The sequence below is a fragment of the Sphingomonas sp. genome, from assembly GCF_965227385.1.
In the GTDB taxonomy this organism is placed as follows: Bacteria; Pseudomonadota; Alphaproteobacteria; order Sphingomonadales; family Sphingomonadaceae; genus Sphingomonas.
Genome location: NZ_OZ245750.1, coordinates 2,007,579 through 2,029,420 on the forward strand (window position 1 = coordinate 2,007,579; position 21,842 = coordinate 2,029,420).

General features: G+C 66.3%; 24 protein-coding genes and 1 riboswitch. Of the genes, 12 read left to right on the top strand and 12 right to left on the bottom strand.

Annotation, left to right across the window (positions count from 1 at the left end; genetic code table 11):
• Positions 1–34 precede the first annotated feature (34 nt).
• On the top strand, positions 35–586 hold the full coding sequence (locus ACO05N_RS09660) for a hypothetical protein (protein WP_422056898.1): 552 nt from the start codon (positions 35–37) through the stop codon (positions 584–586).
• A gap of 12 nt (positions 587–598) precedes the next feature.
• Here the strand turns inward: ACO05N_RS09660 and ACO05N_RS09665 are convergent, their stop codons facing one another.
• The 8 genes from ACO05N_RS09665 to ACO05N_RS09700 form a co-directional block, all read right to left on the bottom strand.
• Positions 599–1,252 carry a hypothetical protein gene (locus tag ACO05N_RS09665; RefSeq protein ID WP_422056899.1) on the bottom strand — a complete coding sequence of 218 codons (654 nt, stop codon included), beginning with the start codon at positions 1,250–1,252 and terminating at the stop codon, positions 599–601.
• Between the two features lie 133 nt (positions 1,253–1,385).
• A complete protein-coding gene (locus tag ACO05N_RS09670) occupies positions 1,386–2,381 on the bottom strand; it encodes a type II secretion system F family protein (RefSeq protein ID WP_422056900.1) in 996 nt (331 codons plus the stop codon).
• 7 nt (positions 2,382–2,388) lie between these two features.
• Entirely contained in the window at positions 2,389–3,366 is a 978-nt protein-coding gene (locus ACO05N_RS09675) for a type II secretion system F family protein (RefSeq protein WP_422056901.1), read from the bottom strand.
• A 45-nt stretch (positions 3,367–3,411) separates the two neighbouring features.
• The gene (locus tag ACO05N_RS09680; protein ID WP_422056902.1) at positions 3,412–4,695 is read right to left on the bottom strand and encodes an AAA family ATPase; all 1,284 of its coding nucleotides are present in this window, start codon (positions 4,693–4,695) and stop codon (positions 3,412–3,414) included.
• Positions 4,692–5,330, bottom strand: coding sequence for a CpaD family pilus assembly protein (locus tag ACO05N_RS09685; protein WP_422056903.1), 639 nt, complete (start codon positions 5,328–5,330; stop codon positions 4,692–4,694). The genes ACO05N_RS09680 and ACO05N_RS09685 overlap by 4 nt, the downstream gene beginning before the upstream one ends.
• An 18-nt stretch (positions 5,331–5,348) precedes the next feature.
• A complete protein-coding gene (locus tag ACO05N_RS09690; protein ID WP_422056904.1) occupies positions 5,349–6,983 on the bottom strand; it encodes a pilus assembly protein N-terminal domain-containing protein in 1,635 nt (544 codons plus the stop codon).
• Between the two features lies 1 nt (position 6,984).
• On the bottom strand, positions 6,985–8,031 hold the full coding sequence (gene cpaB / locus ACO05N_RS09695) for a Flp pilus assembly protein CpaB (protein ID WP_422056905.1): 1,047 nt from the start codon (positions 8,029–8,031) through the stop codon (positions 6,985–6,987).
• 50 nt (positions 8,032–8,081) lie between these two features.
• Positions 8,082–8,552 (bottom strand): A24 family peptidase, encoded by a 471-nt coding sequence (locus ACO05N_RS09700; RefSeq protein WP_422056906.1) that lies wholly within the window; start codon positions 8,550–8,552, stop codon positions 8,082–8,084.
• A gap of 50 nt (positions 8,553–8,602) precedes the next feature.
• On the opposite strand from ACO05N_RS09700, the gene ACO05N_RS09705 reads away from it, so the two are divergent.
• Genes ACO05N_RS09705 through ACO05N_RS09715 form a run of 3 tightly spaced genes read left to right on the top strand, consistent with a single transcriptional unit; the run spans position 8,603 to position 10,884 of the window.
• Positions 8,603–9,547, top strand: a complete 945-nt coding sequence (locus ACO05N_RS09705; protein ID WP_422056907.1) for an alpha/beta fold hydrolase — start codon at positions 8,603–8,605, stop codon at positions 9,545–9,547.
• Positions 9,544–10,650 (top strand): NAD(P)/FAD-dependent oxidoreductase, encoded by a 1,107-nt coding sequence (locus tag ACO05N_RS09710; RefSeq protein WP_422056908.1) that lies wholly within the window; start codon positions 9,544–9,546, stop codon positions 10,648–10,650. The genes ACO05N_RS09705 and ACO05N_RS09710 overlap by 4 nt, the downstream gene beginning before the upstream one ends.
• Before the next feature lie 60 nt (positions 10,651–10,710).
• Positions 10,711–10,884, top strand: a complete 174-nt coding sequence (locus tag ACO05N_RS09715) for a YegP family protein (protein ID WP_422056909.1) — start codon at positions 10,711–10,713, stop codon at positions 10,882–10,884.
• Positions 10,885–11,333: 449 nt separating this feature from the next.
• On the opposite strand, the gene ACO05N_RS09720 is transcribed toward ACO05N_RS09715, so the two are convergent.
• The 4 genes from ACO05N_RS09720 to ispH all read right to left on the bottom strand — a co-directional run bounded on the left by ACO05N_RS09720 (position 11,334) and on the right by ispH (position 14,529).
• Positions 11,334–11,816 (bottom strand): hypothetical protein, encoded by a 483-nt coding sequence (locus tag ACO05N_RS09720; protein WP_422056910.1) that lies wholly within the window; start codon positions 11,814–11,816, stop codon positions 11,334–11,336.
• Between the two features lie 230 nt (positions 11,817–12,046).
• The gene (rnhA, locus tag ACO05N_RS09725; RefSeq protein ID WP_422056911.1) at positions 12,047–12,487 is read right to left on the bottom strand and encodes a ribonuclease HI; all 441 of its coding nucleotides are present in this window, start codon (positions 12,485–12,487) and stop codon (positions 12,047–12,049) included.
• Entirely contained in the window at positions 12,484–13,479 is a 996-nt protein-coding gene (gene thrB / locus ACO05N_RS09730; RefSeq protein WP_422058729.1) for a homoserine kinase, read from the bottom strand. Before thrB ends, rnhA begins: the two co-directional genes overlap by 4 nt.
• A gap of 96 nt (positions 13,480–13,575) precedes the next feature.
• Complete coding sequence (gene ispH / locus ACO05N_RS09735) at positions 13,576–14,529, bottom strand: 4-hydroxy-3-methylbut-2-enyl diphosphate reductase (RefSeq protein ID WP_422056912.1); 954 nt, start codon at positions 14,527–14,529, stop codon at positions 13,576–13,578.
• Positions 14,530–14,652: 123 nt separating this feature from the next.
• Between ispH and ACO05N_RS09740 the strand changes: the two genes are divergently transcribed.
• The 8 genes from ACO05N_RS09740 (at position 14,653) to ACO05N_RS09775 (ending at position 21,743) form a co-directional block, all read left to right on the top strand.
• Positions 14,653–15,318, top strand: a complete 666-nt coding sequence (locus ACO05N_RS09740; RefSeq protein ID WP_422056913.1) for a hypothetical protein — start codon at positions 14,653–14,655, stop codon at positions 15,316–15,318.
• 125 nt (positions 15,319–15,443) lie between these two features.
• Positions 15,444–15,540: riboswitch (glycine riboswitch) on the top strand.
• Between the two features lie 213 nt (positions 15,541–15,753).
• Positions 15,754–16,857: a glycine cleavage system aminomethyltransferase GcvT gene (gene gcvT, locus ACO05N_RS09745; protein ID WP_422058730.1), complete on the top strand. Its 1,104-nt coding sequence runs from the start codon at positions 15,754–15,756 to the stop codon at positions 16,855–16,857.
• A 2-nt stretch (positions 16,858–16,859) separates the two neighbouring features.
• The gene (gcvH, locus tag ACO05N_RS09750; protein ID WP_422056914.1) at positions 16,860–17,231 is read left to right on the top strand and encodes a glycine cleavage system protein GcvH; all 372 of its coding nucleotides are present in this window, start codon (positions 16,860–16,862) and stop codon (positions 17,229–17,231) included.
• A 126-nt stretch (positions 17,232–17,357) separates the two neighbouring features.
• On the top strand, positions 17,358–18,716 hold the full coding sequence (gene gcvPA / locus ACO05N_RS09755; protein ID WP_422056915.1) for an aminomethyl-transferring glycine dehydrogenase subunit GcvPA: 1,359 nt from the start codon (positions 17,358–17,360) through the stop codon (positions 18,714–18,716).
• A complete protein-coding gene (gene gcvPB, locus ACO05N_RS09760) occupies positions 18,713–20,281 on the top strand; it encodes an aminomethyl-transferring glycine dehydrogenase subunit GcvPB (RefSeq protein ID WP_422056916.1) in 1,569 nt (522 codons plus the stop codon). Before gcvPA ends, gcvPB begins: the two co-directional genes overlap by 4 nt.
• 99 nt (positions 20,282–20,380) lie before the next feature.
• Positions 20,381–20,746, top strand: coding sequence for a hypothetical protein (locus ACO05N_RS09765; RefSeq protein ID WP_422056917.1), 366 nt, complete (start codon positions 20,381–20,383; stop codon positions 20,744–20,746).
• Positions 20,743–21,384 carry a DUF938 domain-containing protein gene (locus ACO05N_RS09770; RefSeq protein ID WP_422056918.1) on the top strand — a complete coding sequence of 214 codons (642 nt, stop codon included), beginning with the start codon at positions 20,743–20,745 and terminating at the stop codon, positions 21,382–21,384. Before ACO05N_RS09765 ends, ACO05N_RS09770 begins: the two co-directional genes overlap by 4 nt.
• A gap of 89 nt (positions 21,385–21,473) precedes the next feature.
• Entirely contained in the window at positions 21,474–21,743 is a 270-nt protein-coding gene (locus ACO05N_RS09775; RefSeq protein WP_422056919.1) for a hypothetical protein, read from the top strand.
• The last annotated feature ends 99 nt before the right edge of the window (positions 21,744–21,842 follow it).

Consider the following 21,842-nt stretch of genomic DNA (forward strand, 5'->3'; position numbering starts at 1 on the left):
CCCGGGGCTTTGCGTCTGCCGCCAGTAGCGCAGCATGAGCGGCGTCACGCCGGCGCTGATGCTGATCGGTGCGATCGCTGCGGCGCAAATGTCTCCCGTCGAACGCCTCAACGCCGATCTGCTCGCTGCGCGCACGGCGACGAGCGTGCTGGAGGCGCGTTGCGCGTCGCTCGCCCTGGCCGATCCGCCGCGCGTGCGGGCCGAGGTCGAGCGCGGGCGCGCGCCTGCCAGCGCATCGCCCGCGCGCACGCGGCTGAAGGTCGGCAAGGGCGAGGTTCTGGGCTATCGCCGGGTGCGGCTGATGTGCGGGGATCACCTGTTGTCGGAAGCGACCAACTGGTACGTCGCCAGCCGCCTGACGCCGGAGATGAACGCAGCGCTGGACAGCAGCGACGTGCCGTTTGGTCGCGTCATCCTGCCGCTGTCGCCACGCCGCGAAACCTATGCGACGTGGACGGTCAAGGCCGGTCGCACGCCTGCTGGCGGCGTCGTGATCCGCCACCGCGCCATCGTGCTCGACCAAGCCGGGCGTCCGCTCGCCGCTGTGGTCGAGCATTACCAGCGGGTGCTGCTCGGCACCCGCTGATGCGAGACTGGATCAATGGTGCGGCGCAGTGTCTGCCCGGACATGCGGGGGCAGCCATGCGTTGCCGGCCTGCGGTTCGCTCACGCTTCCTGCTGGCTCGCCCTGATCATGCGTTCCCGGCGCAGCTGGATCCGTTCCGCCCGCAGCTGTCGGCGCTGGGCCCTCTGTCGCTGGAAAGGTGGCCACGGGCGAAGCCGGGGCGACCTCCTCCTGCACGGGTGCAGGCGCAGGAGTTGCATCGACCGGCTGCGCCTCGACCGTGCCCATCGGCAGCGGGGGCGGGGGCGGACCTTCGGGGATCCAGCTGGTTTCGGGCTGCGGCGCGGGCGCCGGCGCGGGCTCGGCGGCGGCCTTTTGCTCGGCGGCTTCCTGCGCGCGTTCGATCAGCGTCGGCGCTGCTGCAGCGGCTGCGGCGGTGGCGACGACCGGCGTCGCCGATGGTGCGGGCCGCGAGTCGCGCAGTTGGCGCTCAAGGTCGCGGATGCGCGTTTGGGCGTTCGATAATTCCGTTTCATCGCGGTCGCGTGCGCTGGCATAGTTCAGCTCCGCTTCCTCGAGCTGGCGTTTCCATTTCTTGCCGCCTGAACTGCTGGCCAGGCCAAAGAGCCAGCCGGCGATCAGCGTAAAGCCAATCGCCGCCCATTCCGTGGGCGTGGTGAACAACATGGTCGCGTCTCCCCATTTCGCGTTCGAAACAGGTTAACCAAAGCGGAAGCCGAGCGCCACCCGCGGAATCGCAATGGAAACAGCACGGTGCAGCCGCCGAAACTGCATAGTGCCGCGCCGGCCGAACACGCCGTTATCCGGTCAGCAACGCGTCCTTGATCGAGCAGGCGGCCGGGCCGAGGATCACGACAAACAGCACCGGGAGGATGAACAGGATCAGTGGCACGGTCATGATCGCGGGCAGGCGCGCCGCCTTTTCCTCGGCGCGCATCATGCGTTCGTTGCGGAACTCCGCCGACAGCACGCGCAGCGCTGAGGCGAGGGGGGTGCCGTATTTCTCGGTCTGGATCATCGTCGTGACGACGCCCCGGATCGAATCGAGATCGATGCGCGTCGCCAGATTTTCAAAGGCCTGACGACGGTCGGTGAGGAAGCCGAGCTCGATCGCGGTGAGGGAGAATTCCTCGCCCAGCTCGGGATAGGCCTTGCCGAGTTCCTTGGCGACGCGGCCGAATGCCGCATCGACGGTGAGTCCCGCTTCGGCACAGATAACGAGCAGGTCGAGCGCGTCGGGAATGCCCTTGCGAATCGCGCTGGACCGCTTCTGGATCTTGTTCTTGAGATAGATATCCGGCGCCTTGTAGCTCAGAATCGCGCTGCCGGCGACGAGGCCGTAGGCCTTGAGCGGGGTCCAGTCGGAAAACATTTCGGTGCCGTAGACGAGGAACACCATCGTCCCGCCGATCACGATCGGCAGGACCAGGCGGCCGAAAATGACGGCGACGGCATAATCCTTGGACCGGATACCGGCCTGCATCAGCTTGATCTGTGCGGTCTTGACCTGCGAATCCTGCAGCACCTTGAGCGAGGACAGGAAGTCGCGGATGCGATCGGTCGTCGCGTTCTTCTGCACCAGCTTGGCGCGGCGCTTGCTGGTCGACGCGGTGATGCCGGCCTTGAGCTGTTCGCGGCGTTCGTTGAGCGCCCTGACGCGCTTCGCCATCGGATCGCGTACCGACACAGCGGCATAGATGGCGAGCAGCACGCTGAACGCGGCGATGCCGGCCAGGATGGTTGCGACGTAGAAGACGTCGACGCCGAGCAGTGTGGGACCGGTGGGATTGGTCATCATCGCATCAAATCTCGAAATTGATCATCTTGGCCATGATAAAGGCCCCGATGCCCATCCAGATGATCCCGCCGCCACCCGCGACCATCAGCCGCGGATCGATGAAGAAGCCCTGCATATAGGTGTCGTTGATCATCCAGATCATGCCGAACACGATGAAGGGCAGGGCGCCGATTATGTACGCCGATGCCTTTGATTCCGACGACATCGCCTTGATCTTGAGCTTCATCTGGCCACGCTTGCGGAGCACTTCGGCCAGGTTTGCGAGCGTTTCGGCCAGGTTGCCGCCGGTCTCGCGCTGGATGGCGATGGTGATGCAGAAGAACTGGAATTCGGGCGTGCCGAGCCGGTCGGCGGTCTCCTGCAGCGCCTGGTCGAGCGTGCGGCCGATCTTCATCTTGTCGGTGATGGAGCGGAATTCCTCACCGACCGGACCGTCGACTTCGGACCCGACCACGCCCATCGTCTCGGTGATCGGCAGGCCCGAGCGCAGGCCGCGCACGAGCAGTTCGATCGCGTCCGGGAACTTGGCGTTGAACTTGGCGATACGGTGCGAAATCAGAAAGCCGACGACCATGTGCGGGAGACCGCCGCCGACGACCACGCCGACGAGCAGCGCGAGCAGCACGGGAAGGCCCTGAACCATCAGCGCCGCCGCAATGACGACGACGATGCCGAGCGACGCCATCCCGTACTGGCCCACGGTCCAGCTCTTGCCGGTCTTGGCCAGCCGCTTGCCCAGTTCGGCCGGATTGGGGAGGAACCGTGCGGCGGCATTGTCCATGCGGCTGGCGCGATGGGTCGAAATCCGGCGCAGCTGCGCCTCGACCGCTCCCGCGCCGACCACGCCGGCATGGCGGTCGCGCAGCGAGGTCAGGCGGCGCGCGCCGGCATTCTTGGCCGACGGACCGGAAAAGGCGAGGATGAGCAGCGCCAGCACCATGAAGGTGCCGCCCGCCAGCATCATCATCGGGAGCAATTCCACCCTATCACGCCTCCGAAACAGGGCACCGGCCGCAGCCGGTGCGCATTATGCCTTCGCCTTCCGGGCGAGCTTGATCGAACTGGTCAGCTTGCCGAGCAGCGAGCTGCCGGTGCCGCCCTTTGCCTTCGCCTTGTCGCTGCGGCCTTCCTCGCCCGCGTCGGTGATCGCGATCACGCGGGTGGAGATGTCGGCCAGCGGGGCGAGCGCCTTGACGTTCTTCCCGGCCTCCGCCAGCGGCTTGCCGAGCTTGGCCGCCTGCACCGCGGTCTTGGTGTCGAGCGGGATCACATAGTCGATCTTGCGCTCGATCGACCCTTCGAAGTCCTTGCGACTGATTTCCAGCGCGCCGGTCGGGACGCGATTGGCAACGATGATCAGCTGCGTATGCGGTGCGTTCGACTTGAACCAGCTGATGATGCGGATCGCGTCGCGCGCGGCGGCGAGCGTCAGCTCGGTCACCAGCACCGCCACCTGCACGTCGGAGATGAGGTGCGGGTAGTTCACCAGCATCGAACGCGGCAGGTCGACCACGGTGCATTCGAAGGCGCTGCGGATTTCTTCCTGCAGCTGGAAGAAGGCCGCGCCGTCGGTCATCACCGGCGAGTTGATCGGAGCCTCGGCCGACAGGACCGACAGCTTGTCCGACGCCTTGACCATCGCGCGTTCGATGAACAGCCCGTCGATACGACTGGGGTTCTCGATCGCGTCGGTGAGGCCGCGACCGGGTTCCAGGTCAAGCGCCAGAGCGCCCGTGCCGAAATGAACGTCGAGGTCGAGCAGGGCGGTCGAACGTCCGCTCTTCTCGCTCATCAGCCAGGCGAGCGAGGTCGCCAGCGTCGAAGCACCGACGCCGCCACGCGTGCCGATCACGGCGACCGCACAATGCGGGCGATCCGAGGCGGCATCGACATGCTTGGGCGCATTCAGCATCGCCTGGGCGTGCACGAACGCTTCGCGCATCACGTCGGGATTGAGCGGCTTGAGCAGATAGTCCTGGATGCCCGACGCGACGAGATCGCGATACAGGCGGACATCGTTGACCTGGCCTGACGCAATCACGACCGTACCCGGCTCGCACACTTCGGCCAGCGCGTTGATATCGTTCAGCGGATCGCCGCTTTCGGACAGGTCGACGAACAGGATGTTGGGGCTGGCCGATACCGACAGGGTCTGCACGGCGTTGCGCAGGCCGCCTTTGTGAACCTTGTCGGGGTTCCAGCCCTGTTCAATCGCGATCGGACGGATCGCCTCGGCGGTCGTCTCGTCGCACACGAACGCGACGAACGGCTCGCGATGGGCGGCGCGCTGGGGGTTGAAGGGCGCGTTCACTGGCCGCCTCCGCCGGTGCCTTCGGACTTGACGGTCGTGCCGCCGGTGCCGGTCGGTGCCGCCTCGCGCAGCGCCTTGATCGACTTGCTGATCTGCGCCGGGTCCGCGGTGGGGGAGCCGGGCTCGCCGCGCACCAGATCCTCGGGCCGGGCGATCATCGATGCGAGGTTGCCGTTGACCGCGCAGCCATAGCCCGAACTGGTCTTGCCCGCGAAGCTGCCTTCGCCGGTATCGCGGCGATCGGGGCATCCCGGCACGCTCGCCTTCATCCGGCTGACGATCACGCGAACCATGCCCGGCTGTACCGCGCCCGTGGTAACCGGGGCAGGGCCGGACAGCAGCACGCCATAGCGCGCCGCTTCGCTCGCCACCTGCCGGGCTGCACCGGTGTTGCCGGGGTCGTCAACATAGACGCGGTCGCCATAGCCCAGCCGCAGCGATGCGAGCCAGCCGGCGACCCGTGCCTGTTCGCCCGATGCCAGATAGCTGCCATCGGTGGCTGCATCGAACACATAATCGGTGCGGGCGACGACCGGCTGGTTCGCCGATTCGAGGCCGGCAGTGCTGCCTGCGCCGCATGCGGACAACAGGCTGGCGGCAGCGGTCAGAAAGAGGATCGTATTACGCTTCGACATGGTCGTTCCTCGCCGCGATCAGTTGAATCCGAAGCCGGGTGCGGGGGCCGCACCACGCTTGCGCTTGTCTTTGCCGTCGCCCTTGGGCGCAGGCTGCTGCGCCGGGGTGGCGAGCGGCTGCACCGGTTCAGGACGCGGTTGGGGACCCGGCTGGACAGGAGACGTCGCGCCGAGCGCGGGCTCCGCGCCCACCGGCGGCACCATCTGTGGCGTCGGACGTTTGGCTGGGGTCGATCCGCCAAGGCGGCCGAGCAGCACGCGCTCGGCATCATCCGGCGCGCGATAGCCATCGGTCGGCAGCGCGATCTGATTCCCGTCGACCGGCTTCACCAGATAGGGGGTGATGACGATGACCAGTTCGGTCTCGTTGCGCTTGAACCCGTTCGAGCGGAACAGCGCGCCGAGCACCGGCAGATTTCCCAGCCCCGGGGTCTGGTCGATCAGATTGTCGTGCGAATTCTGGAGCAGGCCGGCGATCATCAGGCTTTGACCCGAACCCAGTTCGACCGTCGTTTCGGCGCGACGGGTGGTCAGCGCCGGGATCTGCACCCCGCCGATCGTCACCGACCCCGCGGCCGAGAGCTGCGAGACTTCGGGACGGACGCGCAGCGAGATGCGGCCATCGGCCAGCACCGTGGGCGTGTACGCCAGGCTGACGCCATATTGCTTGTATTCGACCGATACCGCGCCGAGCCCCTGGCTTACGGGAATCGGGATTTCGCCGCCGGCCAGGAACGAGCCCGTCTCACCCGACAGCGCGGTCAGGTTCGGATTGGCCAGCGTCGACACCTGTCCGTTGGTTTCACCAAGGTCGAGCGCGCCGAGGATATCCAGACCGAACAGCCGTCCGAGCCCGCCGATCGTCGTGCGCCCCGCACCCGGAGTGATCGCAGTGCCTGGCTTTTGGACGAGCGCGCCGGTGATCGGATCGGTCGTATAGCCCGTTACGGTGCCACCGACGCCGAGTGGAAGGCGGGGATCGGTGGTCCAGCTGGTCGCCGGCGAACGCCCGCTGCCGATGCCGAACTTGAACCCGCCCGACCCGTCGAGCGTGGTGAAGTTGCTGCCGATATTCTTGGCGAAGCTGCGGCTGACCTCCGAAATGCGGACCTGCAAATTGACCTGCAGCGGGGTCGCGGTCTTGAGGCGCGACAGCACCTTGGTCTCTTCGCCGACAAATGCTTGCGCCAGCCGTTCGGCTTCGGCGGCATCCTGCGGCGCAGCGACGGTCCCGGTGAGCAACACGAAGCCGTTCATTGTCGTCGCGGTGATGTCCGATTCCGGCATCGCCGTTTCCAGCATGCCCTGGACGCTGTCGAAATTATTGCCGACGCGGACGGTCGACGAGTAGATCACCTTGCCCGCCTTGGTCGTGGCATAGACGGTCGTCTCACCCGCCTTCTTGCCGAATACCCAGAGCTGGGTTGGCGAGCGGACCTGAACGTCGGCGACGCCCGGGTCGGCGACGAAGATGTCGGACATCGGCGCGTTGAGCGTCACCAGACGACCGCGGCCGGTCGCGATCTGGACCGTTTCGCGCGGTGCGGCATGGACGGTCTGTGCCAGCACCGGTGCCGGCAACGTTGCGGCCGGCATCGCCAGCACGGCCACCGCCGCGAGCGCTCCGCCCAGCTTGTTCCCCCTCACACGCATCTCAATTCTTCCCCCCAACCGGGACGACCGTGACCGAATTGCCCCGTGAAATCTTGACCACCGGTCCCTGACCCGCTGCTGCGGCGCCCGGATAGGCGCCGCCTGCCGGAGGCGCGCCGGGCCCGACCATGTCCCGGTCGTCGTCGCGCGCCTTGCCGGGCACGGTGCTGCGCTGGAAACGCGAGACATCGGCACCGGTCGAGAAGGTCGACCCGCCCTCGGCGGGGCGCGACGCGACGCGGGCGATCATCGCCTTTTCCGCCTTGGGATCATTGCCTTCGGGCATCGTGATCTCGCCCGAGGCGATGGCCTGTTCCAGCTCGCTGCCATTGTCCGCGATCGAGCGCAGCGACAGCGACAGCGTGCCGAGCGTCTGCGCGACCGCGATCTTTTCCGCGATACGCGGCGTCGCCTCGACCGTGACGGTCGAATAGGTGGCGACGACGGTCTTGCCCTGATCGTCCTGCTGCTTGTCGGTACGCTGGTCGGTGGCGAGCACGCGCAGATTGCGCAGTACCGTTTCCGACGCCTTGAGCGGCGGGCCGTCGCCGCCGCCGGGGACGGTCTGGGTCAGGATAAGGTCGACCCGGTCGCCCGGGAAGATGAAGCCGGCAACGGCGGCCTGCGCCGACACCGGCACGGTCACCGCGCGCATGCCCGGTGCGAGTGCGGCGGCAAGGAAACCGCGGTCGCCCGGCTTGACCACCGCGCCCTGCGTCAGCGGCTGGCCGGCGGGAATCGCAAAGCGGACGACGGTGCCCTGAAGCTTGCCGAGGTCGGTATCTTCTTTCTTGAAATAGGCGCCCTCGACCAGATCCTTGGGCCAGGCGACGAACTTGATCGAATCGGGGCCGAGGATGGTGCCGACAGGCAGCGCCTTGGTCGCCACCAGCACTTCGACGGCATCGACCGGCGCGGGCTGGCCCGGAACGGGCGCAGCGCCGGCAACCGGCGCGGGCGATCCCGTCATCAGGCTGCGCGCCATGAACGCGGTGATCGCCGCGACGATCAGCGCGCCGACCAGCAATATGATCTTCCGTCCATCCATGACGTCTCAGGCCTTTTCAATGTCCGACCGGGTTGCACCGGCGTTAAGCATCACCAGAAGGGGTTAAAAATCGGTTCGCGAAGTGTGAGCAGCGCCGCGATGGCGATGGCGATGCCGTAGGGAATCTCAGGCTGTTCGCTGCGCCGACGGACCCATTTTTCGATCAGCATCACCAGAGTGAGCGCACCGCCGACCAGCGACATGATCACGATCAGGCTGATGAGCTTGTCGAACGGGAACCACAGCGCGAGCGCGGCGATCATCTTGACGTCGCCGCCGCCCATCATGCCGAACTGAAACGCGGCGGCGAACAGTGCGAACACGCCAAGCGCAATGCCCAGCTGGATCGCCATCTCGGGCCAGGGGTTGAGCCCCATCGCGAACCACCACGGCAGCGCCAGCAGCGCGATCGCGGCATTCTTCCAGTTGGAGATTTCGCGGATGCGCGCGTCCTCGATACCGGCCGAAACCAGGATCAGGACCAGCAGGCCCAGCAGAATTACAGGCGCAAATTCCCCCATCTGAATGGAAGTTCTAGACGCGAGGGCTTTCCAAACCGTAACCAGCGCCCATGACCGTTTCCCAGATCGATCGCCGCGCTATTCCCGCCGGCGCCAGCGTCACCAACTGGACCGCCCGCGACGGATGGGTGCTGCGCTGTTTCGCCTGGCCCGCCAGCGGCGCGCCGCGCGGATCGATCCTGTTCCAGGGCGGGCGCGGCGATGTGTTCGAGAAATATCTGGAGAGCTTTGCGCACTGGCAGGAGCGTGGCTGGACGATCACATCGTTCGACTGGCGCGGGCAGGGGGGATCGGGGCGGCTGACCGACGCCGGCAATTGCGGGCATATCGAGGATTTCGCGCAGTACATCGCCGATTTTCGCGACTTCGTGGGCGAATGGATGGCCGCGACGCCGGGGCCGCATATCATCATGGGCCATTCGATGGGCGGGCATCTGGTGCTGCGCGGGCTGGTCGAAGGGGTGGCGCGACCTGACGCTGCGGTGCTGATCGCGCCGATGCTGGGGTTGAAGGGACCGTTCGGCGCGGCGCTGGGTGAGCGGCTGGCGCGATTGCTCGGCGGCGTTGGCAATTCGGCGCGTCCGGCGTGGAAGTCGAACGAGCGGCCTTACACCACCGATACACGCGAATCGCTGCTGACCCATGACACCGATCGCTATCAGGACGAGATTTTCTGGCAGCAGGCCAATCCCGGCAACGTCACCGGCCCGCCCAGCTGGAAATGGGTGATCGAGGCGTTCCGCTCGACGCGCGAGCTGCGCACCAACCCCGCGCTCAAGCGGATGGATGTGCCGGTGCTGGCGCTGATCGCCGAGCATGACGGGCTGGTCGATGCCAGGGCGGCGTTGGCGCAGGTCGCCAAACTGCCCGACGCGCGGGTGGTGCGTTTCGGCAAGGAAAGCGCGCACGAGATCCTGCGCGAGGCGGACAAGGTGCGGAACCGCGCGATCGGTGAGATCGACCTGTTCCTGGAAGCGCGGGCGCGACGCGGATGAAGCATTATGATGTCGCGGTGGTCGGGGCGGGGATCGCCGGCGCGAGTCTTGCCGCCGAAATCGCGCCGCACGCCAGCGTCCTGATCCTCGAAGGCGAGGCGCAGCCCGGCTATCACGCGACCGGGCGGTCGGCGGCATTCTGGTCCGAAACCTATGGCGGGCCGAACATCCAGCCGCTGGTGACGGCGTCGGGCGACTTCCTGCACCATCCGCCGGAGCGGATTGGGTCGCAGAGCTTCCTCTCTCCGCGTGGCGAGTTGTTCATCGCGCGGCGCGCGGATCGCCATGTGCTCGACGGATTTGTCGCGGCCTTTGCCGAGGCGGGGGTGGTGCTCGACGATGTCGATCCGGCACAATATTGCCCCGGCATCCTGCCCGAATGGACCGAGGCGCTGTACGATGTCGGCTGTTGCGACATCGACGTTGCCGCGTTGCATGGCGCCTATCTGGCGGCAGCGCGGCGCGACGGGGCGGAACTGGTGTGCGACGCCGCCGTCGTCGCGCTGTCGCGCGACGGCCATTGGCGGATCGAGACGCGCGCCGGGGTGTTCGCGGCCGATGTCATCGTCAACGCCGCCGGGGCCTGGGCCGAGCCGGTCGGGCTGCTGGCCGGGGCGCCGCCGACGGGGATCGCGCCGCTGCGCCGCACGATGGTGCAGCTGCGCGTCGATCCGCCCGCATCGATGAGCCTGCCGCTGGTCCGCGACGCGCATGAGCGGTTCTACTTCAAGCCCGAGTCGGGCGGACGCATCTGGCTGTCGCCGCATGACGAGATTCCGACCGCCCCGTGCGATGCCGCGCCCGAGGAGATCGATGTCGCGATAGCGATCGACAAGCTCGCCAGCGCGGTCGACTGGCGGGTCGAAGCGCTTGAGCGGCGCTGGGCGGGGCTGCGCACCTTCGCGCCCGACCGCAAGCCGGTCTATGGGTTCGACCCCGCCGTGCCCGGCCTGTTCTGGTGCGCAGGGCAGGGCGGCTTCGGCATCCAGACCGCGCCCGCCGCGTCGAAGCTGGCGGCGGCGATGCTGCTGGGCAGCGCGCCCGACCCGATGGTCGCGCATCTCGACCCCGAACGCTACTCGATCCAGCGGTTTCGCGGCTGAAACGCTGGACGGGCGGCGCGGCTTTGCTATCGTTGGCCTGTCGCAACGAGGGAGCAGATGATGGCCCACAAGTTCGTGATCGAGCAGAACAAAGCCGGCGAATATGTCGCCAAGTTCAAGTATAACAACGAAATCATCTTCTGGACCGAGGGCTATTCGAGCAAGGCGTCGGCGAAGAACGCGATCGAATCGATTCTGAAAAACGGCCCGGGCGCGCCGGTCGAAGAGAGGTGAGGCGCGGCGGCGCGTTGCGTTTGCGGACGCGGGGTGTTGCGTGTGTTCACTTGGCCTCCGTCTGCTGTGACGTGCGGAGGATTATAACCAAATAGGTTCTTGTAGGAAAGCGGGTAGCGGTTTTTGGCTGTTTGCCGGGTGTTTTTGCACGGGCAGCGGATGGCGTGGAGCATCCGCGCGGGCGATTGCGGGCGCGTGCCGCGAAACAGGTGATGCGACGATGTCGGCGAACTTCGCGTCATCGAACACCGGAGGGGTGTCGCGTTTGCGGAGGGGAATGTCGAATATTTGCACCGGCGGTGGCGCCGATCGGGCAATATCGGTCGTAAAGTCCCTGCCTGACGCCGGGGACTGTCAAATGGAGGACTGCTGACGCCCCCGTAGCAGCCATAGGTCTTCGAGATCGGTGTCGATTATAGCTGCCGTCGGCTTACGGGGCACAGGCTAATTCAATCATCGACTGCGCGCAGTTCGCGCGCCATGCGCATCAAACGATCGAGCCGAGGCAAAGTTAGAAAATCGGGGCCAAAGCGCCGGTCAATTTCGCTGCATGTCGCTGGAATGCTGCGCATGAGGCTGTGAAGTTTGTCAACGTAATGCGGATCAACCTCACCCGAAGCAGACAGTGCTGAAAGCCCAGCCAAATCTGGGAAGTTCATGATGGGCACGAGGCTTATAGAAGCTGGCATATCAGACCATTTTCTTGCGCCGGTTTCGCCAACCTCGCTGCGAAGAGCGAAACCCACACTGCCCGACAATACGCGATCGGCGGATCGCCCGCCGATCTTGCGAACTGATTGCGGCTGGACCAGTTTGAGGACCTCATGATCGATGAAATAGAGGCACTCGAGACGATTGAAGTCATCGCGAAAGCGCGCGACGCCTTCCATCCGTAGCTGGACGCCGAGTTGAATGATCTGATCCTGTCGCATGATCACAGGCTAGGGAAATGAGTGGCGGCGAACCACCATTTTCAACGGAGACCGACCGTCCGAAAGCCACCCATTTGCAGGCGCATGCGACCCTCTAATCCGTCATCCTGAACTTGGTTCAGGATCAACCTCCCGCAAGCGACGGAGCAGCGTGTGGAAGGGTGGATGCTGAAACAAGTTCAGCATGACGGGGTGGGCGCGGTGGCTTCCCACCAAAACTGCCGCCCGCCCTAACTCCGCAGCGCCGCGTCGCTCGCCAGCTGATCCGCGCGTTCGTTGTCGGGGTGGCCGGCATGGCCCTTGACCCATTGCCATTCGATGCGGTGGGGTTTGGCGGCATCGAGGAGTTCGATCCACAGGTCGCTGTTCTTGACCGGCTTCTTGTCCGCGGTGCGCCAGCCGTTGCGCTGCCAGCCTTTGATCCATTTGGTCAGGCCGTCCATGACATAGCGGCTGTCGGTCGACAGCTTGACGCGGCATGGCTTGTTGAGCGCCTTCAGCCCCTGGATCGCCGCCATCAGCTCCATGCGGTTGTTGGTGGTGTGCGCCTCACCGCCCGACAATTCCTTCTCGACCGTCCCCGCGCGCAACAGCACGCCCCAGCCGCCGCGCCCGGGATTGCCCTTGCACGCGCCGTCGGTGGCGATTTCGACGAGGGGGAGTTCGGTCATTTTGCAAAGGGATCCATCAGGTGAGCATCGCCCGCGACATGGGTGAGGGCGGGGTCAAACGTGCGATAAAAGTCGTAGCGCTTTAGGTAGGCGAGCGGATCCTTTCGGGTGACCATCGCGCCCGCAGGCGTATTCAGCCAGTCCCACGCACGGCTCAACAGAAAGCGGAGTGCCGCACCCTGCGCCAGAACTGGCAGGGCGGCCCGTTCGGCATCGCTCAATGCAATCGTGCGGTCGTAACCATCGATAAGCGCTTTGCCGACTGCTGGCATGAACTCCGTGCCGGATGCGTCGAATGACCATGCGCCATGCATGACCGCCAGATCATAGGCGCGGATATCGGTGCTCGCGAAATAGAAGTCGATCAGACCCGTGACCTCGTCGCCCAGCATCAGCACATTGTCGGGAAACAAATCCGCATGAATGGCGCTGGTAGGCAAATTTTCAGGCCAGCGCGACAGCACGCTTTCCAGCGCCTCGCTTACGCGATCGTAGAGACCCGGCTCGATCTGGTCGAGGTCGCGTCCGCAGCGCTCGAATAGGGCTGCCCAAGTCTGGGCGCCCATCGAATTCACCCGGTCCAAGGGGAAATCCTCGACTGCGCGGTGCATTTGCCCGAGGGCGCTGCCGGCTGCGTATGCCTGGGCCGGAGTGGGGTGGGACACCGACACACCCGACAGGAACTTGATCAGGCACGCCGGGCGGCCTTCGAGTGTCTGGATCGCCACGCCGTCGCGGTCGGGAATCGCGGGCGGCACGTTCAGCCCCTTGGCATCGAGATGCGCGAGCAGGTTCATGAAATAGGGGAGGTCGCCCGCATCGACCCGCTTTTCGTAGAGCGTCAGGATGAAGCGGGCTTTGGTGGTGTCGATCAGGTAATTGCTGTTCTCGACCCCCTCGGCGATGCCCTTGGCCGAGACGAGCTCGCCCACGTCATAGCGGGCGAGAAACGCGGCGAGCGATTCGGCCGGGACCTGTGTGTAGACTGCCACCATTCCTCCGTTCGCGCTGAGCCTGTCGAAGCGCCGAAGCACGCCGGTAGGGGAAAGTGCCGCCCTTCGACAAGCTCAGGGCAAACGGATGTTGGACTAAGCCGCCTCGAGCCCCTTGGGCAGCTTGAAGGTGATCGTTTCCTGCGCGGTTTCGACCATGCGTTCGGTCACGTCGTAGCGGGTGGCGATGCGGTCGATCACTTCGCGCACCAGCACTTCGGGAGCCGAAGCGCCGGCGGTGATGCCGAGCGTGCCGATGCCCGCCAGCCAGTCGAATTCGAGGTCGTCGGCGCGCTGGATCAGCTTGGACGTCGTCCCCTCGCGCTCGGCCACTTCGGCAAGGCGAAGCGAGTTGGACGAGTTGGGCGCGCCGATTACCAGCACCAGGTCGCACGACCCGGCGATCGCGCGCACTGCCGCTTGCCGGTTCGACGTGGCGTAGCAGATGTCGTCGGCCTTGGGCGCGACGATATCGGGGAAGCGCCGCTGCAGGATCGCCAGGATCGACGCGGTGTCGTCGACCGACAGCGTCGTCTGGGTGAGGAAGGCGAGGTTGTCCGGCTCGCTCGGCGCGACCGCCTCGGCATCCGCCTCGGTTTCGATCAGGGTCATTGCGCCGTCGGGGACCTGGCCGAAGGTGCCGATCACTTCCGGATGCCCTGCATGGCCGATGAACAGGATGTGGCGACCGGCGGCGACCAGCCGTTCGGCCTGGCGATGCACCTTGGACACCAGCGGGCAGGTGGCGTCGAAATAGGACAGGCCGCGATTCTGCGCGGCGGCGGGGACCGATTTGGGGACGCCATGCGCGGAGAAGACGACATGGACGCCGTCGGGCACCTGATCGAGTTCGTCGACGAAGACCGCACCCTTCGCCTTCAGCGTGTCCACGACATATTTGTTGTGGACGATCTCGTGGCGGACATAGACCGGCGCGCCGTGCAGTTCGATCGCGCGTTCGACGATCTGGATGGCGCGGTCGACTCCGGCGCAAAAGCCGCGCGGGGCGGCGATGAGGAGGTCGAGAACGGGTTTCGGGCTGTCGGTCATCGCGGCTGCCTTACGCGATCCGTGCGCGGCGGGAAAGGCGCGGGATGGCCGTTGCGGGAAGGCAAAGCGCTGCCTATGGTGCGCGCCGCCGGGCCGGGTCCGCCAGCGATGGGGGTGGCAGGCATGTCTTGTTCGGGAAAGGTGCCCCAGTTGAACGTTCGCAAACTCGCGCTTGCCGCATCGATTCCGCTGGCGCTTGCCGCATGCGCCCGTGAGGGCGATATTTCCGAAGGTGGCATCACCGCGGTACGATCTGCCTGCCCGCGCGTCGGCGTTCCGGCCGGGACCGGCGACATCACTTTGTTCAACCCCGCCGACAGCACGGCGGCGAGCGCGATCGACGTGACCGCGACGATGACCAACGTCACGTCCAATTGCGACGATAGCGGCGAGATGATCCGCAGCGACATCGCGTTCGAGGTACAGGCCAGCCGCCGCTCGACCGAGGGCGCGCGCGAGGTGACCCTGCCCTATTTCGTGACCGTGGTGCAGGGCGGCACGTCGGTCGTGTCGAAGCGCGTGGCGCAAGTGACGCTGCGATTCGAACCGGGGCAGGCGCGTGCGCAGGCGAGCGGGACCGCCAACGCCTATGTCGCGCGCGCCGCCGCGACGCTGCCTGATGATATCCGCCGCCAGATCCTGGCAAAGCGCAAGGCGGGCGACGAAACCGCGGCGCTCGATCCGCTGGCGCGCCCCGAAGTGCGTCAGGCCGTGCTGCGCGCGACGTTCGAGGCGCTGGTCGGCTTCCAGCTCACCGACGCCCAGCTGAAGTATAACGCAACGCGCTAGTTTGCCCGCCGCTTGCGCGGCGCGCGGCACCGGCCCGCGCCGGGGCGGCGCTTGTGGAAAACTTCGCGATTGACTCGAACGGTGCGGCGCAGCATTCCCGGTGCGTCGGCATCGGGCAACCGGTGAAGGCACGCGCGGGAGAGTTTGCGGGTCTCCGGACCCGGAACGCCGAAGGAGCAACCGCCCCGGAATCTCTCAGGCACCAGGGACCGCGCGGGCCACGACACTCTGGAAAGCGCTCGCTCCGTCAGGGGTGAGCCACCGAAGGGGTAAGTCCCGGACAGGCTCCGGGATCAAAGCTCTCAGGTTCCCGTGACAGAGGGGGCGACGGATGAATGGCCGCGTTGTGCGGCATTCCGTCGTCAATTCTGGAGCACGCGCGTGACCGACAGCCCTGATACCGTAGCGGGCGAGCCCGATTTCGTCGAAGAACTGATGCTGCTGCCGCTCGATGCGTGGCATCGCGCGCGCGGCGGGCGGATGGTGCCGTTCGCGGGCTATGAGATGCCCGTCCAGTATGAAGGCATCATGGCCGAGCATTTGTGGGTGCGCGAATCGGCCGGGCTGTTCGACGTGTCGCATATGGGCCAGCTGCTGCTGTCGGGCGAAGGGCTCGACGCCGAGCTGGAGAAGCTGATTCCCGCCGATGTCGCGGGCGTCGCGGTGGGGCAGCAGAAATATTCGCTGCTGCTGGCCGAGAATGGCGGCATTCTCGATGACCTGATGTTCAGCCGCTGGCCGGGTGGCATCTATATGGTCGTCAACGGCGCGTGCAAATGGGACGACATCGCCCATCTGCGCGAGCATCTGCCGGACGATATCGAGATCAATCATATGGACGAGCATGCGCTGCTGGCGCTGCAGGGTCCCAAGGCGTTCGACGCGCTGAGCCGCCATGTAACGGGCGAGTATCCGCTCGATGCCTTGGTCTTCATGAAGGGCGGCAAGTTCGAGATCGGCGGCGTACCGGCTTATATCAGCCGTTCGGGCTATACCGGCGAGGACGGGTTCGAAATCTCGATCCCCGCGGATCAGGCCGCCAAGGTCGCCGACCTGCTGTGCGGTGAGCCGGAGGTGAAGCCGATCGGCCTTGGCGCGCGCGATTCGCTGCGGCTCGAGGCCGATCTGCCGCTCTATGGCCATGACCTCGACCCCGAGACGACGCCGATCATGGCGGCGCTGAACTTTGCGGTCGCGAGCAAGCGTCGGCGCGCGGAAGCGAACTTCCCGGGTGCCGAGCGCATCCTGCACGAGCGCGAGAACGACGCGATCCAGCGCCGTGTCGGCCTGATCGTCGAGGGGCGCCAGCCGGTGCGCGAGGGTGCGCTGGTGCTGGACGATGCCGGCAACGAAGTCGGCCGCGTCACCAGCGGCGGCTTCGCCCCGACCGTGCAGAAGCCGATCGCGATGGCCTATGTGCCGACCGCGATGGCCGAAGTCGGCACGCGCGTGACGCTGAGCCAGCGCGGCAAGATCCATCATGGCGAAGTGGTGCAGATGCCCTTCGTCCCCCACCGCTATGTCCGACAGGGAGCCTGAACATGAGCCGTTACTTCACCGAAGATCATGAATGGATCGAACTCGACGGCGAAATCGCGACCGTCGGCATCACCGACTATGCGCAGAGCCAGCTGGGCGACATCGTGTTCGTCGAGGTGCCCGAGGAAGGCAAGGAAGTCGCCAAGGGCGATGACGCCGCGGTGGTCGAGAGCGTCAAGGCGGCGAGCGACGTCTATGCCCCGGTCAGCGGCACGGTGCTCGAGGGCAATCCGGCACTGGAGGACAGCCCCGCGCTGGTAAACGAAGACCCCGAAGGCGATGGCTGGTTCTTCAAGATGACGCTGAGCGACACCAGCGAGCTCGACGGGCTGATGAACGAAAGCGCGTACGCGGACTTCGTGAGCAAGCTTTAAGTCCCCCTCCCGCTTGCGGGAGGGGTTAGGGGAGGGCGTGTCCATGGCCTCACGCGCTCCGCTCTAGACGATCTGACAGGCCCTCCCCCGACCCCTCCCGCAAGCGGGAGGGGAGAAGGAAGATTGATGCGCTACCTTCCCCTTACCCCGTCCGATCGGCAGGCGATGCTCGCCGCGGTCAATGCCGCGACGATCGATGATCTGTTCGCCGATGTTCCCGAAAGCGCGCGCCTCAGCGGGCCTGTTGCGGGGCTGCCGATGCATGCCAGCGAGCTGGCGGTTGAGCGGCACATGTCGAAACTGGCGGCGAAAAACCTGTCGGCGGGAAGTGCGCCGTTCTTTCTCGGCTGTGGCGCCTACAAGCATCACGTCCCGGCCAGCGTCGATCACATCATCCAGCGCGGCGAGTTTCTGACCGCCTACACGCCCTATCAGCCGGAAATCGCGCAGGGCACGTTGCAGGTGATGTTCGAGTTCCAGACGCAGGTCGCGCGCCTGCTGGGTACCGATGTCGCCAATGCGTCGATGTATGATGGATCGACCGCGTGCTGGGAGGCGATCGGCATGGCGCGGCGCATCACCAAGCGCGCCAAGGCGATCCTGTCGGGCGGGCTGCACCCGCATTATGTCTCGGTCGCCAATACGATGGCCAAATACACCGGCGACACGCTGGTGACCGCGGTGCCGGAGCTGACTGCCGAGCCGGATACGGCCAAGCTGATCGACCTGATCGACGACGACACCTCGTGCGTCGTGGTGCAGTATCCCGACATTCTCGGTCGCATTTCCGACCTGTCGGCGCTGGCGGCGGCGTGTCAGGCGAAGAAGGCGCTGCTGGTCGCGGTGGTGACCGAGCCGGTGGCGTTGGGCGCGATCAAGTCGCCGGGCGAGATGGGCGCGGACATCGTCGTGGGCGAAGGCCAGTCGATCGGCGTCGGGCTGCAGTTCGGCGGACCCTATGTCGGGCTGTTCGGGTGCAAGGAAAAGTACGTCCGCCAGATGCCCGGTCGCCTGACCGGCGAGACGGTGGATGCGGAAGGCAAGCGCGGCTTCGTGTTGACGCTGTCGACGCGCGAGCAGCATATCCGGCGCGAGAAGGCGACGTCGAATATCTGCACCAGCTCGGTGCTGTGCGCGCTGGCGTGGTCGGTGCACATGACGTTGCTGGGCGAAAAGGGGCTGCGGCAGCTCGCGGCGCTCAACCATGCCGGCGCGAGCGCGGCGGCGGATCGGCTGGCGCAGGTTCCGGGCGTCGAGCTGGTGACCCCGACCTTCTTCAACGAGTTCACGCTGAAGCTGCCCAAGGAAGCACGCCCCGTCGTGCGCGCACTTGCCGACAAGGGCATCCTCGCCGGCGTGTCGCTGGGTCGCCTCTGTCCGGGCGAGGGGGCGTTGGAGAACGGCCTGGTCGTCGCGGTCACCGAAACCACCACGGCGGAGGATGTCGAAACCCTTGCCGCCGCTCTCCAGGAGGTGCTGGCATGAGCACGATCAACCAGAGCGGCTGGCGTCCGCAGATGAACGCGGTCGAGGGTGAGGCGGCAGCGACCTTTACCGGCAACCGCGCGCTGATGCTGGAAGAGGCGCTGATCTTCGAGATCGGATCGCTCGACACCACCGGCGTCGATTTCGCCGAAGCGCCCAAGGCGGCGTCGCGGCTGGGTGGGCTGGAGCGGCACCGCGACATCGGCCTTCCGGGTCTGAGCGAGCCGGAGGCGGTGCGCCATTACACCCGCCTGTCGCGCCAGAATTACGGGATCGACCTCGGATTCTTCCCGCTGGGCAGCTGCACGATGAAGCATAATCCGCGCCTCAACGAGCGGATGGCGCGGCTGCCCGGCTTTGCCGACATTCACCCGCTGCAGCCGGTCGACACGGTGCAGGGCGCGCTCGAGGTGATCGATCAGCTGGCGCACTGGCTGGTCACGCTGACCGGCATGAAGGCGGTCGCGATGTCGCCCAAGGCGGGCGCGCATGGCGAGCTGTGCGGTATCCTGGCGATCAAGGCGGCGCTGGAAGCGCGGGGCGAGGATCGCCGCGTGGTGCTGGTCCCCGAAAGCGCACACGGCACCAACCCGGCGACGGCGGCGTTCGCGGGCTTTACGGTCGAGGATATTCCGGCAACCCCGGACGGGCGCGTCGATGTCGCGGCGCTGACCGCGCGGCTGGGACCGGACGTGGCGGGGGTGATGATCACCAACCCCAATACCTGCGGCCTGTTCGAGCGCGACCTCAAGACGATCAGCGACGCGGTCCATGCCGCCGGCGGATACGTCTATTGCGACGGCGCGAACTTCAACGCGATTGTCGGCAAGGTGCGCCCCGGCGACCTTGGCGTCGATGCGATGCACATCAACCTGCACAAGACCTTTTCCACCCCGCATGGCGGTGGTGGGCCGGGTTCGGGGCCGGTGGTGCTGTCGGAGGCGCTGGCGCCGTTCGCGCCGCTGCCGTTCGTCGAGCAGCAGGATGGCCGCTTCGTGCTGGTCGAAGAGGAGACCGCGGGCGAGCATCACGGCTCCAGCTTTGGCCGCATGGTTTCGTTCCACGGCCAGATGGGCATGTTCACCCGCGCGCTGACCTATATCCTGTCGCACGGCGCGGACGGGCTGAAGCAGGTTGCCGAGGACAGCGTCCTCAACGCCAACTATGTCCTCCGCAGCCTGGAGGACATGCTCGACGCGCCCTTCGCTGCCAGCGGGCCGTGCATGCATGAGGCGATCTTCAGCGACCGTGGGCTGGCCGAAGGCTTCTCGACGCTCGACATCGCCAAGGGGCTGATCGACGAGGGCTTCCACCCGATGACGGTCTATTTCCCGCTGGTCGTCCATGGCGCGATGCTGGTCGAGCCGACCGAGACCGAGAGCAAGGCGGCGCTGGACCAGTTCATCGGTGCCTTCCGCTCGGTCGCGCAGCGGGCCAAGGCGGGCGACGCCGCGCTCAAATCCGCGCCGCACTTCGCGCCGCGCCGCCGGCTCGACGAGACGCTGGCCGCGCGCAAGCCGGTGCTGGTGTGGAAGGAGCCGGCCCAGGCCCAGGCCGCCGAATAACGCATTTCGTCTGTTTAACCGGGCCGGGTTTCGATCTAGTCCGGCTCCCAGGCGGGCGGTGGCTTCGGCCGCCGCCCGTTTGCTTTTGGGGAGGCGATGATGCGCGGCGCACTGGCTCTGATCGTGGCGATGATGATGACGGCACCGGCGATGGCGGGGCAGGACCCGCGCATCCCGCAGGCCGAGCAGGACGCGGACCGGATCGAAGCGCAGCGGATGTATGACGCCCAGCGGCAGCGCGATCAGGCCGAAGCGGATCGCGTCGCCCGCATCACGCTGGAGCGCAAGACCGACTACGAACTCTATCTCGCGCGGCAAAAGGCCGAGCATGAGGCCAAGATGGCAGCGTGGCGCGCCGATGTGGCGCGGCGCGAGGCAGAAGCCGCGCGGGCGCGCGGCGAGTGGGAGGCACAGGTTGCGCGGTGCAAGGCGGGCGACCGCTCCGCCTGCGCCCCCAAAAAATGAGCGACCCTACGCCGTGGATCGTCGCGGAGGACAGCGGCGCGGTGCGCAAGCATGCGCCCGCCACGCTGCGCAACCGCGAGGCGATCGCGGCGGAATTGGCGACGCTGTTGCCGGCGCGCGGCACGGTGCTGGAGGTCGCGAGCGGGAGCGGGGAGCACGCCGCGTTCTTCGCTGAGCGTTTCCCAGACCTGATCTTCGTGCCCAGCGATCCCGACGCGGCGGCGCGGGCGTCGATCGCGTCGTGGTGCGCAGGGTTTGCCAATGTCGCGCCGCCGCTGGCGATCGATGCGGCGGCGGGGGAGTGGCCGATTGCGGCCGCCGATGCGGTGCTGTGCATCAACATGGTGCATATCAGCCCGTGGGCGGCGACGGTCGGGCTGTTCCGCGCGTGCGCCGCGCTGTTGCCGTCGGGCGGGCCGCTGATCCTCTACGGCCCCTATCGCGAGGCGGGGGTGGAGACGGCGGGGTCGAACCTGGCGTTCGATGAATCGCTCAAGGCGCGCAATCCGGAATGGGGTTTGCGCGATGTGGCGGAGTTGGACCGGCTCGCGGCGGAGCACGGCTTCGCACGCACCGGGCGGGTGGCGATGCCGGCGAATAATCTGATGCTGGTGTATCGCGGCGGTGGTGGCGCGTAGGGTGGCGGTGCGGGTCGCAGCGGCGGCTTAGCGTGGGTTCGGTCCGTTACCTGCCTTTCGGCTAACGACCCCATTGCGGTCATCATCCGATGAAGTCACAATCGGCAACATCCAGTGGCGAGGTGAGCATCCGCGGAATGGGCAAGATCATTGAAGGCGTGACTCTTGCCATCTTCGGCTTTGCGCTTTTAGCAGCCTTTGGGTTTGGCGTCTCTTGGGTGGGCAATCCGCTGGCGCTGGTAGGGTCAGCTGGGATTGTAGAGACGGCGATGGTTTGCATCTTGCTCGCCACGCCGCTGCTGTTGGCTTGCGCGTGTATGTTCGGCCTCGTCCAGCTTCTCAAAGGCAAGGCGCCCTAACTATACGGTTTGGGGCGCATAACGAACGGCAGCTAGCCACCCATTTGCAGCCATTACCGAACAGACCTCGAAATCCTGAAAACAGACGCCGCAACACCC